This is a genomic window from Arthrobacter sp. D3-16, from assembly GCF_054408515.1.
On the sequence record NZ_CP096437.1, the window covers coordinates 1,437,281 to 1,456,660 of the forward strand.

Below are 19,380 nucleotides of genomic sequence, written 5' to 3' on the forward strand. Positions count from 1 at the left end.
CGGACGGCCCTTCGCGGCACTACTCCACGAGTTCGAAATGGACTTCGCGCGTCGCGATATCGGAGGAGACCAAGCGGACCCGGACCTTGGTTCCGGACACCAGTTCCCCGGCGCAGCGTGCGGTCACAGCGGGGTCTGCGATCTGGATGACCCCCGAACCGCCGTTCCCGTTGCCGTTCTTCCCGTTGCCGTTGCCGTTTTTGCCGTTTTCCTTTTGCGGCTTGGACCCGGTAATCACGATCGCGTCGAATTCCTGCCCGATGTGGTTAACCAGCAGCGCGGCCTCCACGGTATCGAGGGCCATCCGTTCCATCCGTGATGCCAGCTGGTCCGACCCGGCCATGATCTCGGGCAGGGACTGGAGTGCCTCCCGTGCCCAGGCCGGTACATTGCCGCCATTACTCAACGCTTCACAGATCACCAGGACAAAGCGGTCCACGAGGCGGCGCAGGGGAGCGGTGGTATGGGCATAGGCGGCGCCAATGGCGGACTGGACGGCGTCCTCCGGGACGGAACCGTCAAAGGCGGTGTAGGCGGCGCCGCGGAACAGCATGCCGGCCGAATGCAGGATGGCCAGCTGGCGGGGATCGGTGGAGTCGAGGCTGCGCAGGTATTCGCCGTAGCTAACCTCCCCGTCCCAGGGCTTGCCAAGGGCCTCTGTCTGCAGCCGGAAATGATTCAGGGAGCGCTCGTCCGGGGACGGCATGGTGCGCAGGATGCCCACCTTACCCGCGAGCATGAGGTTGGCCGCTGCCATTCCGGTCATCAGGGATATCTGCGCGTTCCAGTCCTCCACCGGAAGCTGGGGAGCGGCGGCAATCCGGTAGCCGCCGTCGGGAAGCTGGACAATCTCCTGTTCCGGCATGTTCAGGCTGGCGCCCCCGCGGGCCCGTTCCAGCTCCACGCGCTTAAGCCCCACTTCCTTAAGGAGCTGCAGCACAGGGGAGGCGGTACCGGCGTCAAGCTCCGCCTGCACCCCCTTATAACTGAGCTTCGCGCGGCTGCGCATCCGGGCCCGCTTCACGGCTACGGATGTCACCTCGGCAGCGCTGTCCAGGCGGAAGTCCCAGACGAACGCAGAACAGTCCTGGCCGGGGAGGAGGCTGCCGGCCTGTTCGCTGATGACTTCCGGATGCAGCGGGATCCGACCGTCAGGGGCATAAAAGGTCTGGCCCCGGCGGCGGGTTTCCGTGTCCAGGGCCCCGCCAGGGGGCACGAAAGCGGGGACATCGGCGATGGCGTACAGCACGTGGTAGCCGTCGCCGTCAGCTTCGATGAACAGTGCCTGGTCCAGGTCAGTGGACGATGCGGGATCGATGGTGATGAATTCGACGCCGGTGAGGTCGTAGTCAGGAAACTGCAGGGCCTCAACTGCCGCTTTCGCGTCAGCCACCGCGTCCTCAGGGTAGGCGCCCGGCAGCTCCAGCTCCGTCCTCAGGGCACTCAGCGCTTCCTCAAGGGCGTTGTTGTGCTCGTGGACGTTGGGGGCCAGCCGATGGTGTGACACGAAAATCAGCCTAGCCGGAATCGGCGCCTTTATGCAGGCATCCGTCCCGGAGCGGCGGCATCAGGAGGTGAGGGCATCCAGGGCGGCGAGCAGCGCAGCGGCGGCGGCTGCCGGGTCGCTGGCCTCCGTAATGGCCCGGACCACCACGATCCTGCGTGCGCCCGCTTCCACCACCTGCTCCACGTTGCCGTGGTCAATGCCGCCGATCGCGAACCAGGGCACACCGCCGTCGTCCTGTCCTTCCCGCGCTGCCGGCCGCGCGGCTGTGGCGGCATACTGCACCAGCTCCAGTCCCACAGCTGCCCGCCCCGGTTTGGTGGGCGTGGCCCATACCGGACCCACGCAGAAGTAGTCCAGCCCGGCGGGGCCGGCGGCCGCACCGAGCGCCGCATCCACCTGGGCAGGGGTGTGGCTGGACAGGCCGATGGCGGCGTTGCCGTTGAGCAGGGTCCGTGCAGCGTCCAGGGGCAGGTCCTTTTGGCCGATGTGGAAGACGGGTGACCCGGACAGCACCGCGATGTCGGCACGGTCGTTGACAGCCCATAGCCGGCCGTGCCGCTCTGCCGCTTCCTTGAGCACCGCCAGGAGTTCCAGTTCCTCTGCTGCCTCGATGGCCTTGTCCCGCAGCTGGATGATGTCCACCCCGCCGGCGAACGCTGCGTCCACGAACTGGTCGAAGTCGCCGCGGTCCCTGCGGGCGTCAGTGCAGAGGTAGAGGCGGGCGGCGTTGACGCCGTTGCTGATCTTGGCGCTGCTGAGGACATCGGTGCCGGCGGCAGGGGTGTGGGACACATTCATGGGGGAAAGCCTAGTTCCTCTACACTGGCCTCGTACTGCGGGAGCCCGCGGCAGCTGTCACAAAGCGCCGGGCTGAGAGGGCGTCAGAGCCGACCGCTTGACCTGATCCGGCTAATACCGGCGTAGGGAAGGAGACACATGGGCGCACCATCAGGGCCCCTGGCCGTGGACGCGGACAGCACAATCCATGCTGATGTGGCGGTGATCGGCGGCGGAGTCATTGGCCACGGTATCGCGTGGGAGGCGAAGCGTTCCGGCCGTTCCGTTGCGGTGATCGATGACGCACCGGGTTCGGGGGCCAGCTGGGCCGCCGCCGGGATGCTTGCCCCGGTAAGCGAGCTGCACTACCAGGAGGAGGATCTCCTGGAATTCATGCTGGATGCCTCGGCCCGCTGGCCGGAATTTGCCGCCGGTCTCACCGCAGCGTCGGGAGCAGATCCCGGATACATCACGACGCCGACCCTCGCCGTGGGTGCCGACGCCGCCGACCGCCGTGCCCTGATGGACCTGCGTACCGTCCAGCAGGCCAGCGGCCTTTCCGTAGAGCCGCTTACCGTCCGGGGTGCGCGGCAACGGGAACCCCTGCTCAGCCCCGGGATCGCCTGCGCTTTGGACACTCCGGCCGACCACCAGGTGGATCCAAGACTGTTGGTGGCCTGCCTGCAGGCCGCCTTGGCCGGGCATGGTGCGGATGACGGCGGCGGGGACACGAAGACAGCCGCAGGTTGGGGCAGTGCAGCAGGTGGCGCCGTCGACGGATATGCGGTACCGGCGAAGGCAGCCGGACTGCTGTGGCAGGACGGGGCTGTTGCCGGCGTGCGCCTGGCGTCCGGGGGAACCGTGCTGGCGGCCGAAACGGTGGTGGCGAACGGGCTGCACGCGGCAGCTCTTGAAGGACTGCCTGATGAGCTGCTCCTGCCGTTGCGGCCCGTCTACGGGGACATCCTGCGCCTGGCAGTGCCCAGGCATCTGCAGCCCCTGGTGACCTCCACCGTCCGTGGACTGGTGCACGGCGTTCCGGTCTACATCGTCCCCCGCAGGGACGGCACGGTGGTGATCGGGGCGACCCAGCGCGAGGATGCGGTGTCCGGCACGGACGCCGTTTCCGCCGGGGGCGTGTACCAGCTCCTCCGCGACGCGCAAGTACTGGTTCCCGCCGTCGCCGAACTCGAACTGCTGGAATGCACCGCCCGCGCCCGTCCCGGAACACCCGACAACGCGCCGCTGCTGGGGCGGGTTCCCGCCCCGGACGCAGCGGCCAACGGCCAGCACGGGTACGTTTCCGGCCTGATCATCGCCACCGGGTTCTTCCGCCACGGAGTCCTGCTGGCACCGGCCGCAGCCGCCGTCTGCCGGGACCTTCTGGACGGCCACGAGGACCCCCGGTGGGCGGCCTTCAGCCCGGGCCGCTTCTCCACCGGGGCAGGCGCCGGCGTAACCACCGGCTCAGTCCCCAAACACTTCAGCCACACATCGCCCACAAAGGAAACAGCATGAACATCACCTTGAACGGAACCCGGCACCCTGTGCCTGAGGGTGCCTCCATCACCGTGCTCGTCAGCCAGATCACCGGCCGCCCCCTGGCCGCCAACGGCCAGGCAACCGACGGCCAAAAGCTTGGTGTGGCCGTGGCCCACAATTCCGAGGTTGTACCGCGCAGCCAGTGGTTTACCACCGCGCTCGCGGATGGCGACGAGGTCGAACTCGTCACGGCAGTCCAGGGAGGCTGAGACCATGACCGAAACGATCACCACTCCACGCGTGGCCGGCCATGATGATCCGCTGGTCATTGACGGCGTCACGTTGACATCCCGCCTCATCATGGGCACGGGCGGCGCGCCCAGCCTGGACGGCCTGGGGGCTGCCCTCCTGGCCTCCGGCACCGGCCTCACCACGGTGGCAATGCGGCGGTATTCCACCGCTGAGACCGGATCACTCTTCCAGCTGCTCGTGGACCACGGCATCCGGGTGCTGCCCAACACAGCAGGCTGCTTCACGGCCCGGGATGCCGTGCTGACGGCCGAACTGGCCCGGGAGGCGCTGGAAACCGACTGGGTGAAGCTGGAAGTCATCGCTGACGAACAGACCTTGCTGCCGGACGCCGTCGAACTGGTGGACGCCACGGAACAACTCGTCAACAGGGGCTTCAAGGTTTTTGCCTACACCAACGATGATCCGGTCCTCGCGCTGCGGCTTGAGAACCTTGGGGCCACTGCGGTCATGCCCCTCGGGGCGCCGATCGGCACCGGACTGGGCATCCTGAACCCGCACAACATCGAGTTGATCGTCTCACGCGCTTCGGTTCCGGTGGTTCTGGACGCCGGCATCGGTACGGCCTCGGACGCCGCGCTGGCCATGGAGTTGGGCTGTGACGCCGTGCTGCTGGCCACGGCGGTAACCCGGGCGCAGAATCCTGCCCTGATGGGGGAGGCCTTCAAACATGCAGTCATCGCCGGTAGGCTGGCGAAAGCGGCGGGCAGGATCCCGCGCCGCGAACATGCACTGGCGTCGTCGGCCATGGAGGGCCGGGCAGAGTTCCTGTAGCCCGCTCCCGGTGCCGCGGAAGCCAGCCTTAAGGCGAGGAGCAGTCATGGCCGGCAAGGACATTCTTTCTCCCGAGCGGCTCGAGGACGCCCTGGCCGTCCTGACCGACTGGCGGTACAGCCATGGTGCACTCGTGACGGTGTACAAGATGCCGACGGCGGCTGCCGCACTTGAGCTGATTGCCGCCGTCGGGCGCCTTGCTGAGGAACAGGACCACCACCCGGACCTGGACTGGCGGTACAACCGGGTTTTCCTCCTATACACGTCGCATGACGCCGGGGGAGAAGTCACTGCCCGCGACGTGGGCGCGGCCGAGGCAGTAAGTGAAGCCGCTGCGGCGGTCCACGCGGCTGCGGAGCCGGCGAAACACCCTGCAGCCGCTTAACCGGCTGTGACCACTGCCCGAAAGGCAGTGGTCACAGCCGTGCTTGAGTGTCCGGGCGCGTGGTTCCGGCCAAAGCTCGTGGTGTGCGGTTAAAGCCGCAGCGCCGCAGTAAGCCGTTCCAGATCATGCTTTGCCCTCGCGCGGCCCAAGTAGAGGACCACTGCAACCGCTGCTGCTGAGCCCACAACCATGGGCAGGACCCACGGCAGCCAGGTCATGCCCGGCCGGTAACCGAAGCCCGCAGCCATCAGGATGATCCAGGTGACAGCTCCCGCCCCCACGGCAACGCCGGCCGGCAGGACGACGCCGTATTTGGTGTGCCGCTTGTCGTTGGCCCAGACGATGAAACCTGCGGCCGCTGTCACCAGCACCACAATGGTCAGCGAAAGCATGGCTCTCCTTGGAGTACATGCCCCTTTGCGGGGCGCGGTGCTAGAACTGGCCGAACCCTACGCGGCGCTGTTCCTCTGCGCCGATTTCAACGTAGGCCAAGGCCTTGCCGGGAACAATGATCAGGCGTCCCTTGTCATCCTTCAGGCGCAGTTCGCTGCCGGTGGTGATGGCTTCCTCTACAACCTTGGCCACGGCATCCGGGTCCTGGACTGATTCCAGCACAATTTCGCGGCCAACATTCTGCACGCCGATCTTAATTTCCACAGGGGGCCTCCCAGCCTGTTCACGTTACTCGGGTTATGTCTTATTTGTAGTCTAGGACTCTTTGGGGAAGCGAGAGATTCCGCGCCAAGCTAAACGGTAGATGAGGTCGCTGGCCACATGGAGGTCCAGGTTCCCGTCAGTTTCGAGCCAATACCGTGCACTGACCTGCGCCATCCCGGCGAGCCCGCGGCCCAGGAGCTCTGCCTCCAGGTGGGGAAGTTTGGTGTCCTCAGCGATGACGCGCGCAATGGCATCCGCGAAGGTCCGGTTGAAGGTCTCCAGCCGCGAGCTGACATCCGGATCGTTGATGAGGTCCGATTCGAAAACGAGCCGGTGGGCCTGGTCATCGTTGGCGATGAACTGGAAATAGGCGCGCATTACGGCCTGGACGCGTTCATCGTTATCAGTGGTGGAGTTCAGCGCCCCCAGCATCAGGTCGGTCAAGGATGCCAGGTGGCTTTCGAGCAAGGCCAGGTACAGTTCCCGCTTCGAGGGGAAATGCTGGTAGAGGACCGGTTTGCTGACGTGGGCTGTCTCGGCGATTTCGTCCATCGCGGCGCCGTGATAGCCGTTGGCAACGAAGACTTCCTGTGCTGCGGAAAGGAGTTGGGCGCGTCTCTCGTCCCGGGGAAGCCGGGCGGACCGTTGCCCGGCGGGGCGCGAGGCGGTTTGCGGTTCGGCTGCGGACGGGCGGTCAGCCCGTGCTTCATGGACCACAGTTGTCCTTCTTTCCCTTGCAGTTACCCCCACTCTACGTCGGGGTAATATGACCCGGCGGTATCCCGGGGCATACATTGAAGTATGGCTTCGACATTCACCGCAAATGTTTCGACTATTTCACTGCCCCCGCTGGTTGAACCGGCAGGTGAGCTCACCCCTGACGAGGTGGAGCGCTACTCGCGGCACCTCATCATTCCCGAGATCGGCGCACTGGGGCAGCGGAGGCTCAAGAACGCCAAAGTACTGGTAATCGGTGCCGGCGGGCTCGGGTCCCCGGCGCTGCTGTACCTTGCCGCGGCGGGGGTGGGAACGTTGGGGATCATCGATGACGATGCCGTTGACCTCAGCAACCTGCAGCGCCAGGTCATCCACGGCGTCGCTGACGTTGGACGGCCGAAGATCGAGTCGGCGCGGGACGCTATCGCGGCCCTCAACCCGCTGGTGGACGTCCGGCTGCACAACGTACGGCTGGATGCCTCCAATGCCCTGGAGCTGTTCGCCGGCTACGACCTGATCCTGGACGGTGCCGACAACTTCGCCACCCGCTACCTGGTCAACGATGCCGCCGCCCTCCTGGGCAAGCCCTACGTCTGGGGGTCCATCTTCCGTTTCGACGGGCAGGTGAGTGTCTTCTGGGAAAAGCACGGGCCCACGTACCGGGACCTCTATCCTGAGGCGCCACCTGCAGGCTCCGTCCCTTCGTGCGGCGAGGGCGGGGTGTTCGGCATGCTCTGCGCTGCCGTGGGGTCACTGATGGTGACGGAAGCAGTGAAGCTGATCACCGGCGTCGGGCGCTCTCTGCTGGGCAGGGTGGCCCTGTTCGACGCCCTGGGCGGCAGCTGGCGTGAAATCCGCGTCTCCAAGGACCCGGCAGCGGAGCCGATCACGGAGCTCGCGGACTATGAGGCGTTCTGCGGCATTACGCCGGCACAGGCGGACACGGAACACACCGTCACAGCTACCCAGCTGGCTACCATGCTCGCGTCCCGGAAGGCCGGCCTCAAGGACTTTGAGCTGGTGGATGTGCGGGAGGCAGGGGAATACGACATTGTCAGGATCGACGGCGCTGTGCTCATCCCGCAGGGACGGATACTTGCCGGGGAAGCGTGGCAGGAGCTGCCGCAGGACAAGGACATTGTGTTCCTGTGCAAGGGGGGAACCCGCTCGGCGAACGTCCTGGCAGCGGCGCAGAAGGCCGGCTATCAGCGGGTCAGCCATCTCGACGGCGGCATCCTGGCGTGGGTGCGCGAGGTGGAACCCAACAAACCCGTCTACTAAGGCTGCAGTGCCCTCTCCAACGCGCCATCACGTTCCGCACCCTTTGCAGCACGCTCTCTCAGTTAATGCGCCTTTTTGTGCAACGCTCTCTCACTTTCCTTAGGAGAGTGAGCGAGCGTCGGTGGAAATGACGCATTAAGTGCGAGAGCGTCAGATTAAGAGGGCAGGAGGTGGTGGGGCGTTGTGCGGGAGGGTACAGGAGTGGTGGGGTGTTGCGCGGTCAGGCGCTTTCGCGGCCCTCATGGTCCACCGGGCACTCAGCCTGGGGAACGGCGCGGGCTGCCGGCTGCTCCACAGTGATGCCGTAAAGGGCCTCAAGCGCGGCGACGTACTCGTCCTGCTGGCCGTTGGCGGCGAGCTCTCGGGCGCGCACGGTGGGCACATGAAGCAGCTGCTTGACCATGCGCCGAAGTGCGAATTCCACTTCTTCAGCCGCCGCAGTGCAGCCGTGCCGGGCGCGGACCTTTTCCATTTCCGCGTCAAGGACGTTCATGGTGTGCCGCCGCAGTGCAACGATCGCGGAATCAACGGACCGGGCCTCCCGCTCCTGCTCGAAGGCTTTGGCGGCGCCGCTGACGATGCCGCTTGCCTGGGCCAGTGATTCAGCCTGCTCCTGAGGTGCGGCGAGGCGCACGGATTCGAGGGTCAACAGCTCAACGCCTTCCAGCTCGCCCACGCCGGGGTCGAAATCATGGGTGAGGGCCAGGTCGATGGCGATCAGTGGCTGTGGCGAATCTGCGCGCACGAGGGCGAGTTCGTCGGCTTCCACCCGGGTGTCCGAGCCACTGCAGCCGATCATCACGTCCGCGGCAGCAACGGCGGGACGGAGCGTTTCGGAGTCAAGGGCGGTGCCGCCGCGGGTGGCCACAAAGCCTTCCGCGCGGCCGGATGAGGAGAAGACGGAAATGTCCGTGCAGCCCCGCTCACGGAGCAGCGCCATCGTGGCGCCGGCGTAGGCACCCGTGCCGAAGACCACCACCTTCTTGGTGGACCAGTCAGGGTTCTCGGAAAGATCAGTTGCCAGGTCCAGTGCCACCGACACGATGGACAGGCCCCGCGATCCGAGTGCGGTCTGGGCGCCGACGTCCTTGGCCGTCTTGGACGCGGCCTGGAACAGGCGGACGAGTCCGGAGCTGGCGGTTCCTTCATGCTGGGCGGTGATGAGGGCCCGGCGGACCTGGCCGGCGATTTCGCGTTCACCGACGACGGCGGAATCCAGTCCGGCGCTGACGGCAAAGAGGTGCTGGCTGACTTCGGGGCCGGTGCGGGTGCTGAAGGAGCGGGAAACCAAGGGCTCGCTGAGTCCGCTGACGTCACTGATCTGGGCGACAAGCGCTGCGCGGGCGGCCTCAACGTCGTCCGGGTGGGGAGCCTCGCCGTAGATTTCGTAGCGGTTGCAGGTGGCAAGGACAACCGCACCCGTCACCGCCGGCGATCCGGAGAGAGCGGATGTGGCGATCCCGGAGGCACCGTTGCTCAACTGAGCAACGGTCTCAAGATCGATGTCGGCGTGTGTAGCCACCAATGAAAAAAGAACCACAGCAGGTCAATCATAGCTTTTTCGTTCCTCGGTAGAACAACTGTCCGGGCCGGAGGCCCCCGGCCGAAGCTGTGATTCCTGCCACGGCGCGGGAATCGGCCCCTGGCGTGACAGCCTGTCGTTATCTTTTGCTGCTGATTTTGGGCACAATCAAAGGCATGACTTCCAGCCCTGCCATGTCCGCTGCCGGCGCCCTCGCTGCAGACCATCCGCTGATGGATGGCCGTACTGCAGACTCGCCACTGATAACGGCCTACCGCGGCGGAAAGCCATCGCGCCGCCCCGTATGGTTCATGCGGCAGGCGGGGCGTTCGCTCCCTGAGTACCTCAAGGTCCGCGAAGGCATTGCCATGCTGGACTCCTGCCTGCGTCCCGAGCTAGCCTCGGAGATCACGCTCCAGCCGGTCCGCCGCCACGATGTGGACGCCGGAATCTTCTTCTCCGACATTGTCATTCCGCTCAAGCTGGCTGGCGTCGGAGTGGACATTGTGCCCGGCGTGGGTCCGGTCCTGGATAAGCCCGTCCGGACGGCCGCGGACGTTGCCGCCCTGCCGCAGCTGACCTGGGAGGCGCTCGAACCCATTCGCGAAGCGGTCCGCCTCACGGTTGCCGAACTCGGTAAGACCCCCCTGATTGGTTTCGCCGGGGCGCCTTTCACCCTGGCGGCCTACATGGTGGAGGGCAAGCCATCCCGGGACCACCTCGGACCGCGCACCATGATGCACGCGGACCCGGAGACCTGGCGCGCCCTCGCCAACTGGGCCGCCGACGCATCCGGCATGTTCCTGCAGGCCCAGCTTGAGGCCGGCGCCTCCGCCGCCCAGCTGTTCGACTCATGGGCAGGCTCCCTGGGCCTGGCCGACTACACAAAATTCGTGGCTCCCGCATCCACGCGCGCCCTGGACCATGTGAGGCACCTGGGTGCCCCGCTCATCCACTTCGGCACCGGTACCTCTGAGCTTCTCGTGGCCATGCGGGACGTGGGCGTGGATGTGGTGGGCGTTGACTACCGCCTGCCGCTGGACGAGGCCAACCGCAGGCTGGGCGGATCAGTCCCGCTGCAGGGAAACATCGACCCTGCGCTGCTGTCCGCCCCCTGGGAAATCCTCGAAACCCACGTCCGCTCTGTAATCGCCGCGGGAGCAGCTGCGCCCGGCCACGTCCTCAACCTGGGCCATGGCGTTCCTCCCGAGACCGACCCTGCCGTCCTTACCCGGGTTGTAGAGCTCATCCATTCCATCTCGCCGGAGTAACCCGTGGCGATTCACCCGGCTGGTGCACCGTCCGCGCTGGTGCTGGGCGGTGGGATCTCAGGCCTCCTATCCGCCCGGGAGCTGGCCGCGGCCGGGCACCCGGTGACAGTCCTGGAAGCCGGCGGGGAATGGGGCGGCTGCGTGGGCAGCCACGTTGTGGCGGGCCTCACCCTGGACAGCGGGGCTGAGTCCTTCGCCACACGGTCCGACGCCGTTGCCGGCCTCGCCAAGGAACTGGGCCTTTCGGACAGGATTGTTGCGCCCCGGCCCGGCGGTGCCTGGGTCCAGCTCCCGGGCGGCCCCCGCGAACTTCCCAAGACAGGCATCCTCGGAATTCCCGCCAACCCCTGGGACGCCGAAGTCCGCAGGTCCCTTGGGCTTCTCGGCTCGCTCCGCGCCACCCTCGACAGGATCCTGCCCGCGTCCATCGGCACGGCAGCGGACGTTGTCAGCGTGTCCGCCCTCGTCCGGGCGCGCATGGGACGCCGGGTCCTTGAGCGGCTGGTTGCGCCCGTTGTGGGAGGTGTGCACTCCGCCGACCCGGGTCTGCTCGACGTCGACATGGTAGCTCCGGGACTGCGTGCAGGAGTCCGGCAGCACGGCTCCCTGGCCGCCGCTGTGGCATCCCAGCGGCGCAACAGCACCGGACCCGCCAAGGCAGGCTCCGCTGTCGCCGGCCTCGAAGGCGGAATGCATACCCTGGTCAGCGCGCTGGTCGGCGATCTCCACGACCGCGGCGTCACGCTCCTGTCCGGCAGGCGCGCAACAAACGTGGCCCGGACATCCGATGGGTGGCGCGTTGACGCCGCGGGGGAGATGTTCGACGCCGGCCTGCTGGTCGTCGCAGTGGACGGCCCGGCCGCCGTCGGACTGCTGGAGAAGGCGGTGCCGGCAATTGCTGGAAAGCAGCCCGGTTCCGGGCCTGACGTGCAACTCGTCACCCTGGTCCTGGACAAGCCTGAACTGGACCGCCGTCCCCGCGGCACCGGCGTCCTCGTATCACCTCAAGCGCCCGGCATCCAGGCAAAGGCCCTGACCCATGCCACCGGCAAATGGGACTGGCTGGCTGCCGCCGCCGGCTCCGGCAGGCATGTGCTCCGGCTTTCCTATGGACGCGTTGACAGCACCGGTATCCAGCCCGGCGGACCTGATACCGACGACGGGCTCCTGGCAGCGTCGCTTCAGGATGCGTCGGCCTTGCTCGGGGTTGGCATCGACCGGCAGGACGTTGTGGAGTGGGACGTTGTGCGGTGGCGTGGTGCCCTGCCTTTCGCCGCCGTCGGACACCGTGCGCGGGTAACCGCCATACGGGACGCCTGCAACGCGGTGGGCGGTTTGGCCGTGGTGGGCGGCTGGGTGGCCGGGAACGGACTCGCCGCAGTGGTGTCCGACACGAAGAACCAAATCCGGAACCTGGCCGGCTGAACGTCCTCGCTGGTCAGGCCGGTGGAGGCGTGGCAACAGGCCTTTCCCGGGCCGCCGTTGGGGGCGTTGCTGGTTTTCACTTCGCCGCCCCGCATGGTTAGTGTCGATGACTATGGTTCACAACAGGTCCGATCTTTCCATGCCCCGGACCGGTATCCATGGGGGACTCCGACGCGGCGCAGCAGCTGCGGCAATCGGAGCGGTACTGGTTCTCACCACGGGCGTCCCGGCGTCCCAAGCAAAAGAGGGAGCGCCCGATCCCGGGGACCCTGCAGCCCCGGCTGCGGACACCAAATCCCTCCCGGTGGTCCCGCTGAAGGGCCAGTCGGGCGAAGCGCGGCAGGAGGCGCCCGGCCAGAACCGCGAGGGGAAGAACGGCAACGGCAAGGCTCCGGGGGACAAGGGGAAGGGCTCGGAGTCCGGGCAGCCCCCCAGCCCCAGTCCGGTTGCCACTCCGTCCGCCTCTGCAATCCCGTCAGCCCTCCGTCCCGCGGTGAAGGCCACCCAAAAACCGGCGCCACCTTCGGCCACCGCTCCGGCGTCCCAGGTTCCGGCATCCAGCGCCCCCGCATCCAGCGCCCCGACAGCCACCCGCTCTGCGACGCCCGCTCCCGCGCCCTCCGCCCCTGCGTCTTCGGGAACCGAGCCGGGCGTTGCATCCCTGGCTCCAGTTGTCGTGCCGGAATCGCAGGGCGCAGGCGCCCCTGCAGCCCCGGCAACCTCCCCGGCGGCAGGCGGGACGACGCCGGCGCAGCCTGCCCCGCCCGCATCCACCGTGGCCCGGAATCCTTCCACGACGGCGGCAGGCCAGCCCACTGCCGACGTGGCCGCAGTCGAAGCTCCTACCGCAACTGCAGGTGAAGTGGCCGGATACGTACCGCTTTACGCGGTACCTCATACCAAGGCGGGGTGGACGCCATACGCTTCAGCTCCGAACGGCAGCAGCGTACGGAGCAGCGCCGTGCTGGCTCCGCAGCCTGAGCCGAAGAGCGCCCTGGTGTGGCTTGGTTCGGGGCTGGTAGGGGTGGCTGGTGCCGCCGGACTGGTCTTCTTCCGCCTGCGAAATCCCTAGGCGGGACTTCCGGGGATCCGGAAAAGCGGGTGCTGCTGTGACATTGAGCACTTCTACGGGTTGTAGAACTCGCTGGTTTCGACTTTTGGGTACGAAGGGGCAAACTTGTAACCATGAGCCACACTTCTGCCGAATCTGTCACTAAAACCGAAGAATCAGCCGAGCAGTTTTTCACCCTCTGGACGGTCTTCAAGCGTTCGGAGGCGCTGGTCCGCAGCGCCGCTGCCGCCACGGACTTCGAGGCCCTGCTGGAACGGCTCGCCCAGGCCGGCGTGACTCACCGTGGCAGCTACGACGTTTCCGCCATGCGGGCGGATGCGGACGTGATGGTGTGGCTTCACGGGCCCAAACCCGAAGCCCTGCAGCAGGCAATCCGGGACATCCGCCGCAGCACCCTCTTCGCCGGGACTAAGATCGTCTGGTCCGCCATGGGTGTGCACCGCGAGGCTGAGTTTGCCAAGAACCACACCCCTGCCTACTCCCGTGGCGTCGCACCGGCAGAATGGCTGTGCGTCTACCCGTTTGTTCGCTCCTACGAGTGGTACATCCTGCCCGAGGCCGAGCGGGGCAAGATGCTCCGCGACCACGGCCTGCTGGGCCGGGACTTCCCGCAGGTCATTTCCAATACTGTCTCCTCCTTCGCGCTGGGTGACTGGGAATGGATCCTGGGCCTGGAGGCGCCTGAGCTCGTGGACCTTGTGGACCTCATGCGCCACCTTCGCGCCACCGAAGCGCGCAACCACGTCCGGGAAGAGATCCCGTTCTATACCGGACGCCGCATCTCCGCGGAAGAAGTTGCAGAGGTGCTGGCATGAGCCCCCTTGAAGCACGCGATTCCGCCAATGTGGTGGCCGTTAACCCCGTGACAGAGACCGGCCGCATGGCCCCCAAGAATTACGACGCCGTCCTCCTCGCCTCCTTCGGCGGGCCCGAAGGCCAGGAGGACGTCATTCCGTTCCTCCGCAACGTGACCCGCGGCCGCGGCATCCCGGACGAGCGGCTCGAGGAAGTCTCCCACCACTACCGCGCCAACGGCGGCATCAGCCCCATCAACCAGCAGAACCGCGAGCTGAAGGCAGCACTCGAGGCCGAGCTCGGCGCCCGGGGCATTGACCTTCCCGTGCTGTGGGGCAACCGCAACTGGGCCCCGTACATCCCGCAGACCCTGCAGGACGCGTACGACGCCGGGCACCGCCGCCTGCTGATGATCACCACGAGTGCCTACTCCTGTTACTCCAGCTGCCGCCAGTACCGCGAGGACATCGGCATGGCCCTGACCGAAACCGGCCTGGACGGCCGCCTGGAGGTGGACAAGGTCCGCCAGTACTTCGACCACCCCGGCTTCGTGGAGCCGTTCGTGGAAGGCACCGCAGCGGGCCTCGCGGAGGTCCGGGAAAAACTGGCAGCTGCAGGGACGCCGGACGCGCCCGTCCAGATCCTGTTTGCCACCCACTCCATCCCTACGCGCGACGCAGACGCGGCAGGCCGTTCCGAGGGTGAACCCCGCGAATTCGATGAGGGCTCAGCGTACGTTGCCCAGCACCTGGCTACCGCAGCCGCCGTCATCCAGAGGGTGGAAGAGGAATCAGGCCTTACAGCGCCGTGGTCGTTGGTGTACCAGTCCCGTTCCGGGGCCCCGCACGTGCCGTGGCTCGAGCCTGACATCAACGACGCCATTGAAGAGCTTGCCGGCAAAGGCGTCAAGGGCATTGTTATTGTGCCCCTGGGCTTTGTGAGCGACCATATGGAAGTTGTCTGGGACCTGGACACGGAAGCCCTGGAAACCTGCGCCAACCTGGGACTCGCAGCCACCCGCGTCCCAACTCCGGGCACACACCGCAAGTTCGTCAACGGCATGGTGGACCTGATTTCCGAGCGGACCGTGGCCAACAACATCAGCGACCGCCCGGCAGTGACCGCCCTCGGCCCCTGGTACGACGTCTGCCGCCCGGGATGCTGCGCGAACTTCCGCGGCGAGAAGCCAACCATCGCAGGGGCGGACACCACCGTGGGGACCGGCCATGATCCCTATCCAGCCGAGGCAGCGGCCGAACCGGCGGCCAACCAGCCAGGCACGGCCGGGGGAGCGCCGCAGCAGTGACCGTCCGGATCGGAACCCGCGCCAGCAAGCTGGCTCTTACCCAGACGCAGCAAACCGCTGACCGGTTGGCCGCCGTCGGAGGCTTTCCCGTGGAGCTAGTCCACATCAGGACCGACGGCGACGTCCTCACCGGGTCTTTGTCGCAAATGGGCGGCACCGGTGTTTTTGTGGCCGCGTTGCGCGATGCGCTGCTGAGGAACGAGTGTGACGTCGCGGTCCATTCGCTCAAGGATTTGCCCACTGGGGCGGCAGTAGGCCTCAGCCTTGCGGCCACGCCGCGGCGCGTGGATGTCCGCGACGTCCTGTGCGCACGCGACGGGCTGAAGCTCGCAGATCTTCCCGCCGGGGCCACAGTGGGGACCGGTTCTCCCCGCCGCGCCGCCCAGCTCCGCGCGGCCAGGCCCGACCTGGAAATCCTCGATATCCGCGGCAACGTTGACACCCGCCTGGGCAGGGTCCCCGGACTTCCGGGAAACACAACGGACCAGATGGTTGCGGGGAAGTCCTGCGATCTCGATGCCGTAGTTCTCGCGGCGGCAGGCTTGGAGCGCATCGGCCGGCTGGATGCCGTCAGCGAGTACCTCGAAACGGATGTCATGCTGCCCGCTGCCGGGCAGGGATCGCTCGCCATCGAATGCCGCACAGCTGACGCCCCGCCCAGGTTAGGCTCCACTGAAGGTTCCAAGGACGTCCTCGCACAGGCATTGGCCGCGCTGGACGATCCGGACACCCGGCTTGCGGTTACGGCTGAACGGGCCCTGCTGGCCCGGCTCGAAGCCGGCTGCGCAGCACCGGTGGGTGCTTACGCCTTCCGGAAGGGCAGCATGCTCCACCTGGAAGCCGTGGTTTGTGCTGTGGACGGCACCGCCTCGGTCCGGGACAAGCGGGCAACCGACGGACTCACGGAAATAGGGGCCACCCTGCTTGGCATCGAACTTGCCGAAGTCCTCCTTGCCGCAGGTGCCGCCGATATCGCAGACCTGCAGGCTTCCTGAGCCCGGCCATGGGACTGCCTTCCCGCCGTGGCCGGGGCACCCTCCTTGGGGAGGGGTAGGCATGGCGGACCGCCCTGTGCATGGAGCAGCAGGTTCACGCAGCGGTAATCCGCTGAGCGGGGCCCGGGTACTGATCACCCGCAGCCCGGAACGCTCACTGCCCCTGGTGGCGGCACTCGAGGAGGCCGGCGCCGAGGCGCTCCTGCTGCCGCTGATCGACTTTGAACGTGCCGCGGACCAGCACACCCTGGACGTGGCATGCGATGCGCTGGGTGCCGGCGCGTTTGAGTGGCTGATCATCAGCAGTGCCACCACAGTCCATGTGCTCGCCGCCAAGGCAACCGAACGGGGCCTCACGCTGCGCCAGTGGATTCCCGCCGCCACGCGGATCGCTGCGATCGGACCGGCTTGCCGGCGTCTCCTCGAATCCGCCGGACTGCCGGTGGACCTCATGCCCCGGGACGAACAGTCTGCCTCGGGACTGCTCAACGTATGGCCGGCCGGCACCGGAAAAGTACTTCTTCCCCAGGCGGACATCGCGCCTGCACGGCTCGCCGAAGGGCTGACGGCGGCGGGCAGCACCGTCACGGCTGTGACCGCCTACCGCACCGTCGACTATCCCGCGGCAGCGGAGCGCAGGCTGGCCATACCGCCGGAGGATGCGGGACCGGGGCGGGGCACGGCACCGTACTCCCTCCTTGCACCGGAAGCTGCCGCCGCTGAAATCGCGGCCGGGCGGATCCAGGCAGTAGTGGCGGCCTCGCCCAGCGCCGTCCGGAGAATCCATGCGCTCTCGCCCTTGCACGGCTGCCGGCTTGTAGCAATTGGACGGTCGACGGCGGAACAGGCTGCCTCCCTGGGCCTGCCCGTGGCAGCAATTGCCGGCGAGCCCACCCCGCAAGGGCTGGTGGCGGCGGTCGGAACTGCACTGGGAACCGGCGGGAACGCCGGGCCGCAACCACCCTGACCTGCCGGAAAGCCGCCAGCCGGAACTTCCGCCCACCCCTCGACCCCTTCCCAAGGACAGGACCATGACTTTTCCGAGCCAACGCCCCCGCCGCCTCCGCACCACCCCGGCCATGCGCCGGTTGACCGCGGAAACCCGGCTGGCCCCGGCCGAGCTGATCCTCCCGGCCTTCATCCGGGAGGGCCTCACCGAGCCGAACCCGATCACGTCGATGCCCGGAGTTGTCCAGCACACCACGGAGACGCTCAAGCGGGCCGCGGCTGAAGCCGTTGAGCTCGGCCTTGGCGGCATCATGCTGTTCGGCATCCCGGAGACCCGGGACGCCGAGGGCACCGCCTCCCTTAACCCTGACGGCGTCCTGAACAAGGCCATCCGGGATGTCCGCTCAGAGGTCGGCGACGACCTGGTGATCATGAGCGATGTGTGCCTGGACGAGTTCACTGATCACGGGCACTGCGGCGTACTGGATGCCGAGGGCTATGTGGACAACGACCGCACGATCGAGATTTACGCCCGGATGGCCGTGGCACAGGCCGACGCCGGTGCCCACATGCTGGGCCCGTCGGGCATGATGGACGGCCAGGTCGCCGCGATCCGCGCCGCCCTGGACCAGGCAGGGCACACCAGTACCTCCGTTATTGCCTATGCAGCCAAGTACGCGTCGGCCTTCTACGGTCCCTTCCGGGAAGCCGTCGACTCCCAGCTTAAAGGGGACCGCCGCACGTACCAGATGGATGCGGGCAACCGCACCGAAGCCCTCCGCGAGGTTGAACTGGACCTCGCCGAGGGGGCAGACGTGGTGATGGTGAAGCCGGCCATGAGCTACCTGGACATCGTCGCCGACGTGGCGGCGATGAGCCCGGTCCCTGTGGCGGCCTACCAGATCTCGGGGGAGTACGCCATGATCGAGGCTGCCGCCGGGAACGGCTGGATTGATCGGCGGGCGGCCATCACCGAATCCGTGCTCGGCATCCGGCGTGCCGGCGCCCACATGGTGCTGACCTACTGGGCAGCGGAACTGGCCGGCTGGCTGAAGGAGTCCCGATGAATGACATCCCGCCCCTTCCCACGGCCCCGGTCGGCGCGGACCGGATCCTGATCGGGCTGAACACCTTCGGCGACGTCGGCGAGCACCGGGACGGCAGCCCGCAGCCGCATGCCCAGGTGCTGCGCCAGCTGCTCGAACAGGCTGAGCTCGCGGACGCCGTCGGACTCCACGCCTTTGGGGTGGGCGAACACCACCGCAAGGACTACGCGGTATCCGCGCCCGAGGTTTTCCTCGCTGCCGCTGCCGCCCGCACCACGAGGATCCGCCTCGGCTCCGCAGTCACGGTCCTGAGTTCAGATGATCCCATCCGGGTTTTCCAGCGGTTCTCCACCGTGGACGCCCTCTCGAACGGCCGGGCCGAAGTGATGCTTGGCCGCGGATCGTTTATCGAATCCTTTCCGCTGTTCGGGCTGGACCTCGCGGACTATGAGGTCCTGTTCGAAGAGAAGCTGGAGCTGTTCGACAAGGTAAGGGCGCAGAAGCCGGTCCACTGGGAAGGCCGCATCAGGCCTGCCCTTTCCGGCCTGAGCGTCTACCCGCCCCTGGAACGCCACCTGCTGCCCACTTGGATCGGCGTCGGCGGAACACCCGAATCCGTTCTCCGCACTGCCCAGTACGGGTATCCCATCATCTTCGCCATTATTGGCGGTCAGCCGCGCTCGTTCCGGCCGCTGGTGGACCTGTACCGGGAAGCCATGTCGAAATACGGCCACCCGATGCAGCAGGTTGCGACGCATTCACCCGGCCATGTGGCAGAGACAGATGAACAGGCACGGGAGGAACTCTTCCCGCACTGGCTGAAACTGCGGAACAAGCTTGGGGCCGAGCGTGGCTGGGGACCTGCCGGAAGGGCGGAGTTCGACGCCTTGTGCGCCCCCGAGGGCGCCCTGTATGTAGGACCGCCGGAGACCGTGGCCCGGAAGATTGTCCTGCTCAAGCAGAACCTGGGCGTGGACCGCTTTGACCTCAAGTACAGCAACGGCCCCTTGCCGCACTCCGCGATGATGCGTTCCATCGAGCTCCTGGGGATGGCGGTAGCGCCCCGAGTGGCGGAATTGCTCGCAACTGAAGCGCCCGCTAACTGAGAGAA

Annotated in this window: 20 protein-coding genes and 1 riboswitch; of the genes, 14 read left to right on the forward strand and 6 right to left on the reverse strand. The window is 67.0% G+C overall.

Features of this window, described 5'->3' with window-relative positions:
• Positions 1-19: 19 nt before the first annotated feature.
• Together M1D32_RS06955 and thiE are read right to left on the reverse strand one after the other, a co-directional pair.
• Complete coding sequence (locus M1D32_RS06955) at positions 20-1,507, reverse strand: RNB domain-containing ribonuclease (RefSeq protein ID WP_458781543.1); 1,488 nt, start codon at positions 1,505-1,507, stop codon at positions 20-22.
• 60 nt (positions 1,508-1,567) lie between these two features.
• Positions 1,568-2,305 (reverse strand): thiamine phosphate synthase, encoded by a 738-nt coding sequence (thiE, locus tag M1D32_RS06960; RefSeq protein WP_458781544.1) that lies wholly within the window; start codon positions 2,303-2,305, stop codon positions 1,568-1,570.
• Positions 2,306-2,332: 27 nt separating this feature from the next.
• A riboswitch (TPP riboswitch) is annotated at positions 2,333-2,451 on the forward strand.
• Between thiE and M1D32_RS06965 the strand changes: the two genes are divergently transcribed.
• The 4 genes from M1D32_RS06965 (at position 2,444) to M1D32_RS06980 (ending at position 5,234) form a co-directional block, all read left to right on the forward strand.
• Positions 2,444-3,802, forward strand: a complete 1,359-nt coding sequence (locus M1D32_RS06965) for an FAD-dependent oxidoreductase (protein WP_458781545.1) — start codon at positions 2,444-2,446, stop codon at positions 3,800-3,802. (Overlaps the previous riboswitch by 8 nt.)
• On the forward strand, positions 3,799-4,035 hold the full coding sequence (gene thiS, locus M1D32_RS06970) for a sulfur carrier protein ThiS (protein WP_458781546.1): 237 nt from the start codon (positions 3,799-3,801) through the stop codon (positions 4,033-4,035). The genes M1D32_RS06965 and thiS overlap by 4 nt, the downstream gene beginning before the upstream one ends.
• A 4-nt stretch (positions 4,036-4,039) precedes the next feature.
• Positions 4,040-4,849, forward strand: coding sequence for a thiazole synthase (locus M1D32_RS06975; protein WP_458781547.1), 810 nt, complete (start codon positions 4,040-4,042; stop codon positions 4,847-4,849).
• Between the two features lie 46 nt (positions 4,850-4,895).
• Positions 4,896-5,234, forward strand: coding sequence for a 4a-hydroxytetrahydrobiopterin dehydratase (locus M1D32_RS06980; protein ID WP_458781548.1), 339 nt, complete (start codon positions 4,896-4,898; stop codon positions 5,232-5,234).
• 89 nt (positions 5,235-5,323) lie between these two features.
• Here M1D32_RS06980 and M1D32_RS06985 read toward each other — a convergent pair whose 3' ends face one another.
• From M1D32_RS06985 to M1D32_RS06995, 3 genes are read right to left on the reverse strand one after another with little or no spacing between them, the layout of a single operon-like run.
• The gene (locus tag M1D32_RS06985) at positions 5,324-5,626 is read right to left on the reverse strand and encodes a hypothetical protein (protein ID WP_458781549.1); all 303 of its coding nucleotides are present in this window, start codon (positions 5,624-5,626) and stop codon (positions 5,324-5,326) included.
• A gap of 40 nt (positions 5,627-5,666) precedes the next feature.
• Positions 5,667-5,891 (reverse strand): DUF3107 domain-containing protein, encoded by a 225-nt coding sequence (locus tag M1D32_RS06990; protein WP_458781550.1) that lies wholly within the window; start codon positions 5,889-5,891, stop codon positions 5,667-5,669.
• 51 nt (positions 5,892-5,942) lie between these two features.
• A complete protein-coding gene (locus M1D32_RS06995; protein ID WP_458781551.1) occupies positions 5,943-6,608 on the reverse strand; it encodes a TetR/AcrR family transcriptional regulator in 666 nt (221 codons plus the stop codon).
• Positions 6,609-6,692: 84 nt separating this feature from the next.
• Here M1D32_RS06995 and moeB point away from each other — a divergent pair, with 84 nt between their 5' ends.
• A complete protein-coding gene (moeB, locus tag M1D32_RS07000; protein WP_458781552.1) occupies positions 6,693-7,889 on the forward strand; it encodes a molybdopterin-synthase adenylyltransferase MoeB in 1,197 nt (398 codons plus the stop codon).
• 220 nt (positions 7,890-8,109) lie between these two features.
• Here moeB and M1D32_RS07005 read toward each other — a convergent pair whose 3' ends face one another.
• Positions 8,110-9,429: a glutamyl-tRNA reductase gene (locus M1D32_RS07005; RefSeq protein ID WP_458781553.1), complete on the reverse strand. Its 1,320-nt coding sequence runs from the start codon at positions 9,427-9,429 to the stop codon at positions 8,110-8,112.
• A gap of 158 nt (positions 9,430-9,587) precedes the next feature.
• Here M1D32_RS07005 and hemE point away from each other — a divergent pair, with 158 nt between their 5' ends.
• From hemE to M1D32_RS07050, 9 genes are all read left to right on the forward strand, one after another.
• Positions 9,588-10,682 carry a uroporphyrinogen decarboxylase gene (gene hemE, locus M1D32_RS07010; protein WP_458781554.1) on the forward strand — a complete coding sequence of 365 codons (1,095 nt, stop codon included), beginning with the start codon at positions 9,588-9,590 and terminating at the stop codon, positions 10,680-10,682.
• A gap of 3 nt (positions 10,683-10,685) precedes the next feature.
• Positions 10,686-12,107, forward strand: coding sequence for a protoporphyrinogen oxidase (hemG, locus tag M1D32_RS07015; protein ID WP_458781555.1), 1,422 nt, complete (start codon positions 10,686-10,688; stop codon positions 12,105-12,107).
• A 106-nt stretch (positions 12,108-12,213) separates the two neighbouring features.
• Positions 12,214-13,179 carry a hypothetical protein gene (locus M1D32_RS07020; protein ID WP_458781556.1) on the forward strand — a complete coding sequence of 322 codons (966 nt, stop codon included), beginning with the start codon at positions 12,214-12,216 and terminating at the stop codon, positions 13,177-13,179.
• 113 nt (positions 13,180-13,292) lie between these two features.
• Positions 13,293-13,994, forward strand: a complete 702-nt coding sequence (gene hemQ / locus M1D32_RS07025) for a hydrogen peroxide-dependent heme synthase (RefSeq protein WP_458781557.1) — start codon at positions 13,293-13,295, stop codon at positions 13,992-13,994.
• A complete protein-coding gene (locus tag M1D32_RS07030; protein ID WP_458781558.1) occupies positions 13,991-15,280 on the forward strand; it encodes a ferrochelatase in 1,290 nt (429 codons plus the stop codon). Before hemQ ends, M1D32_RS07030 begins: the two co-directional genes overlap by 4 nt.
• On the forward strand, positions 15,277-16,275 hold the full coding sequence (gene hemC, locus M1D32_RS07035) for a hydroxymethylbilane synthase (protein ID WP_458781559.1): 999 nt from the start codon (positions 15,277-15,279) through the stop codon (positions 16,273-16,275). The genes M1D32_RS07030 and hemC overlap by 4 nt, the downstream gene beginning before the upstream one ends.
• 61 nt (positions 16,276-16,336) lie before the next feature.
• Positions 16,337-17,242: a uroporphyrinogen-III synthase gene (locus tag M1D32_RS07040; protein ID WP_458781560.1), complete on the forward strand. Its 906-nt coding sequence runs from the start codon at positions 16,337-16,339 to the stop codon at positions 17,240-17,242.
• Between the two features lie 64 nt (positions 17,243-17,306).
• Positions 17,307-18,290, forward strand: coding sequence for a porphobilinogen synthase (gene hemB, locus M1D32_RS07045; RefSeq protein WP_458781561.1), 984 nt, complete (start codon positions 17,307-17,309; stop codon positions 18,288-18,290).
• A complete protein-coding gene (locus tag M1D32_RS07050; RefSeq protein WP_458781562.1) occupies positions 18,287-19,375 on the forward strand; it encodes an LLM class flavin-dependent oxidoreductase in 1,089 nt (362 codons plus the stop codon). The genes hemB and M1D32_RS07050 overlap by 4 nt, the downstream gene beginning before the upstream one ends.
• The last annotated feature ends 5 nt before the right edge of the window (positions 19,376-19,380 follow it).

What these genes read in the sequence shown, in the direction of transcription:
- M1D32_RS07040 (WP_458781560.1), top strand. Translation starts at nt 16,337, where the DNA reads ATGGCGGACCGCCCTGTGCATGGAGCAGCAGGTTCACGCAGCGGTAAT.
- thiS (WP_458781546.1), top strand. Translation starts at nt 3,799, where the DNA reads ATGAACATCACCTTGAACGGAACCCGGCACCCTGTGCCTGAGGGTGCC.
- hemB (WP_458781561.1), top strand. Translation starts at nt 17,307, where the DNA reads ATGACTTTTCCGAGCCAACGCCCCCGCCGCCTCCGCACCACCCCGGCC.
- M1D32_RS07020 (WP_458781556.1), top strand. Translation starts at nt 12,214, where the DNA reads ATGACTATGGTTCACAACAGGTCCGATCTTTCCATGCCCCGGACCGGT.
- hemQ (WP_458781557.1), top strand. Translation starts at nt 13,293, where the DNA reads ATGAGCCACACTTCTGCCGAATCTGTCACTAAAACCGAAGAATCAGCC.
- M1D32_RS07050 (WP_458781562.1), top strand. Translation starts at nt 18,287, where the DNA reads ATGAATGACATCCCGCCCCTTCCCACGGCCCCGGTCGGCGCGGACCGG.
- M1D32_RS06980 (WP_458781548.1), top strand. Translation starts at nt 4,896, where the DNA reads ATGGCCGGCAAGGACATTCTTTCTCCCGAGCGGCTCGAGGACGCCCTG.
- M1D32_RS06985 (WP_458781549.1), bottom strand. Translation starts at nt 5,626, where the DNA reads ATGCTTTCGCTGACCATTGTGGTGCTGGTGACAGCGGCCGCAGGTTTC.
- M1D32_RS06965 (WP_458781545.1), top strand. Translation starts at nt 2,444, where the DNA reads ATGGGCGCACCATCAGGGCCCCTGGCCGTGGACGCGGACAGCACAATC.
- M1D32_RS07030 (WP_458781558.1), top strand. Translation starts at nt 13,991, where the DNA reads ATGAGCCCCCTTGAAGCACGCGATTCCGCCAATGTGGTGGCCGTTAAC.
- thiE (WP_458781544.1), bottom strand. Translation starts at nt 2,305, where the DNA reads ATGAATGTGTCCCACACCCCTGCCGCCGGCACCGATGTCCTCAGCAGC.
- moeB (WP_458781552.1), top strand. Translation starts at nt 6,693, where the DNA reads ATGGCTTCGACATTCACCGCAAATGTTTCGACTATTTCACTGCCCCCG.
- hemE (WP_458781554.1), top strand. Translation starts at nt 9,588, where the DNA reads ATGACTTCCAGCCCTGCCATGTCCGCTGCCGGCGCCCTCGCTGCAGAC.
- M1D32_RS06975 (WP_458781547.1), top strand. Translation starts at nt 4,040, where the DNA reads ATGACCGAAACGATCACCACTCCACGCGTGGCCGGCCATGATGATCCG.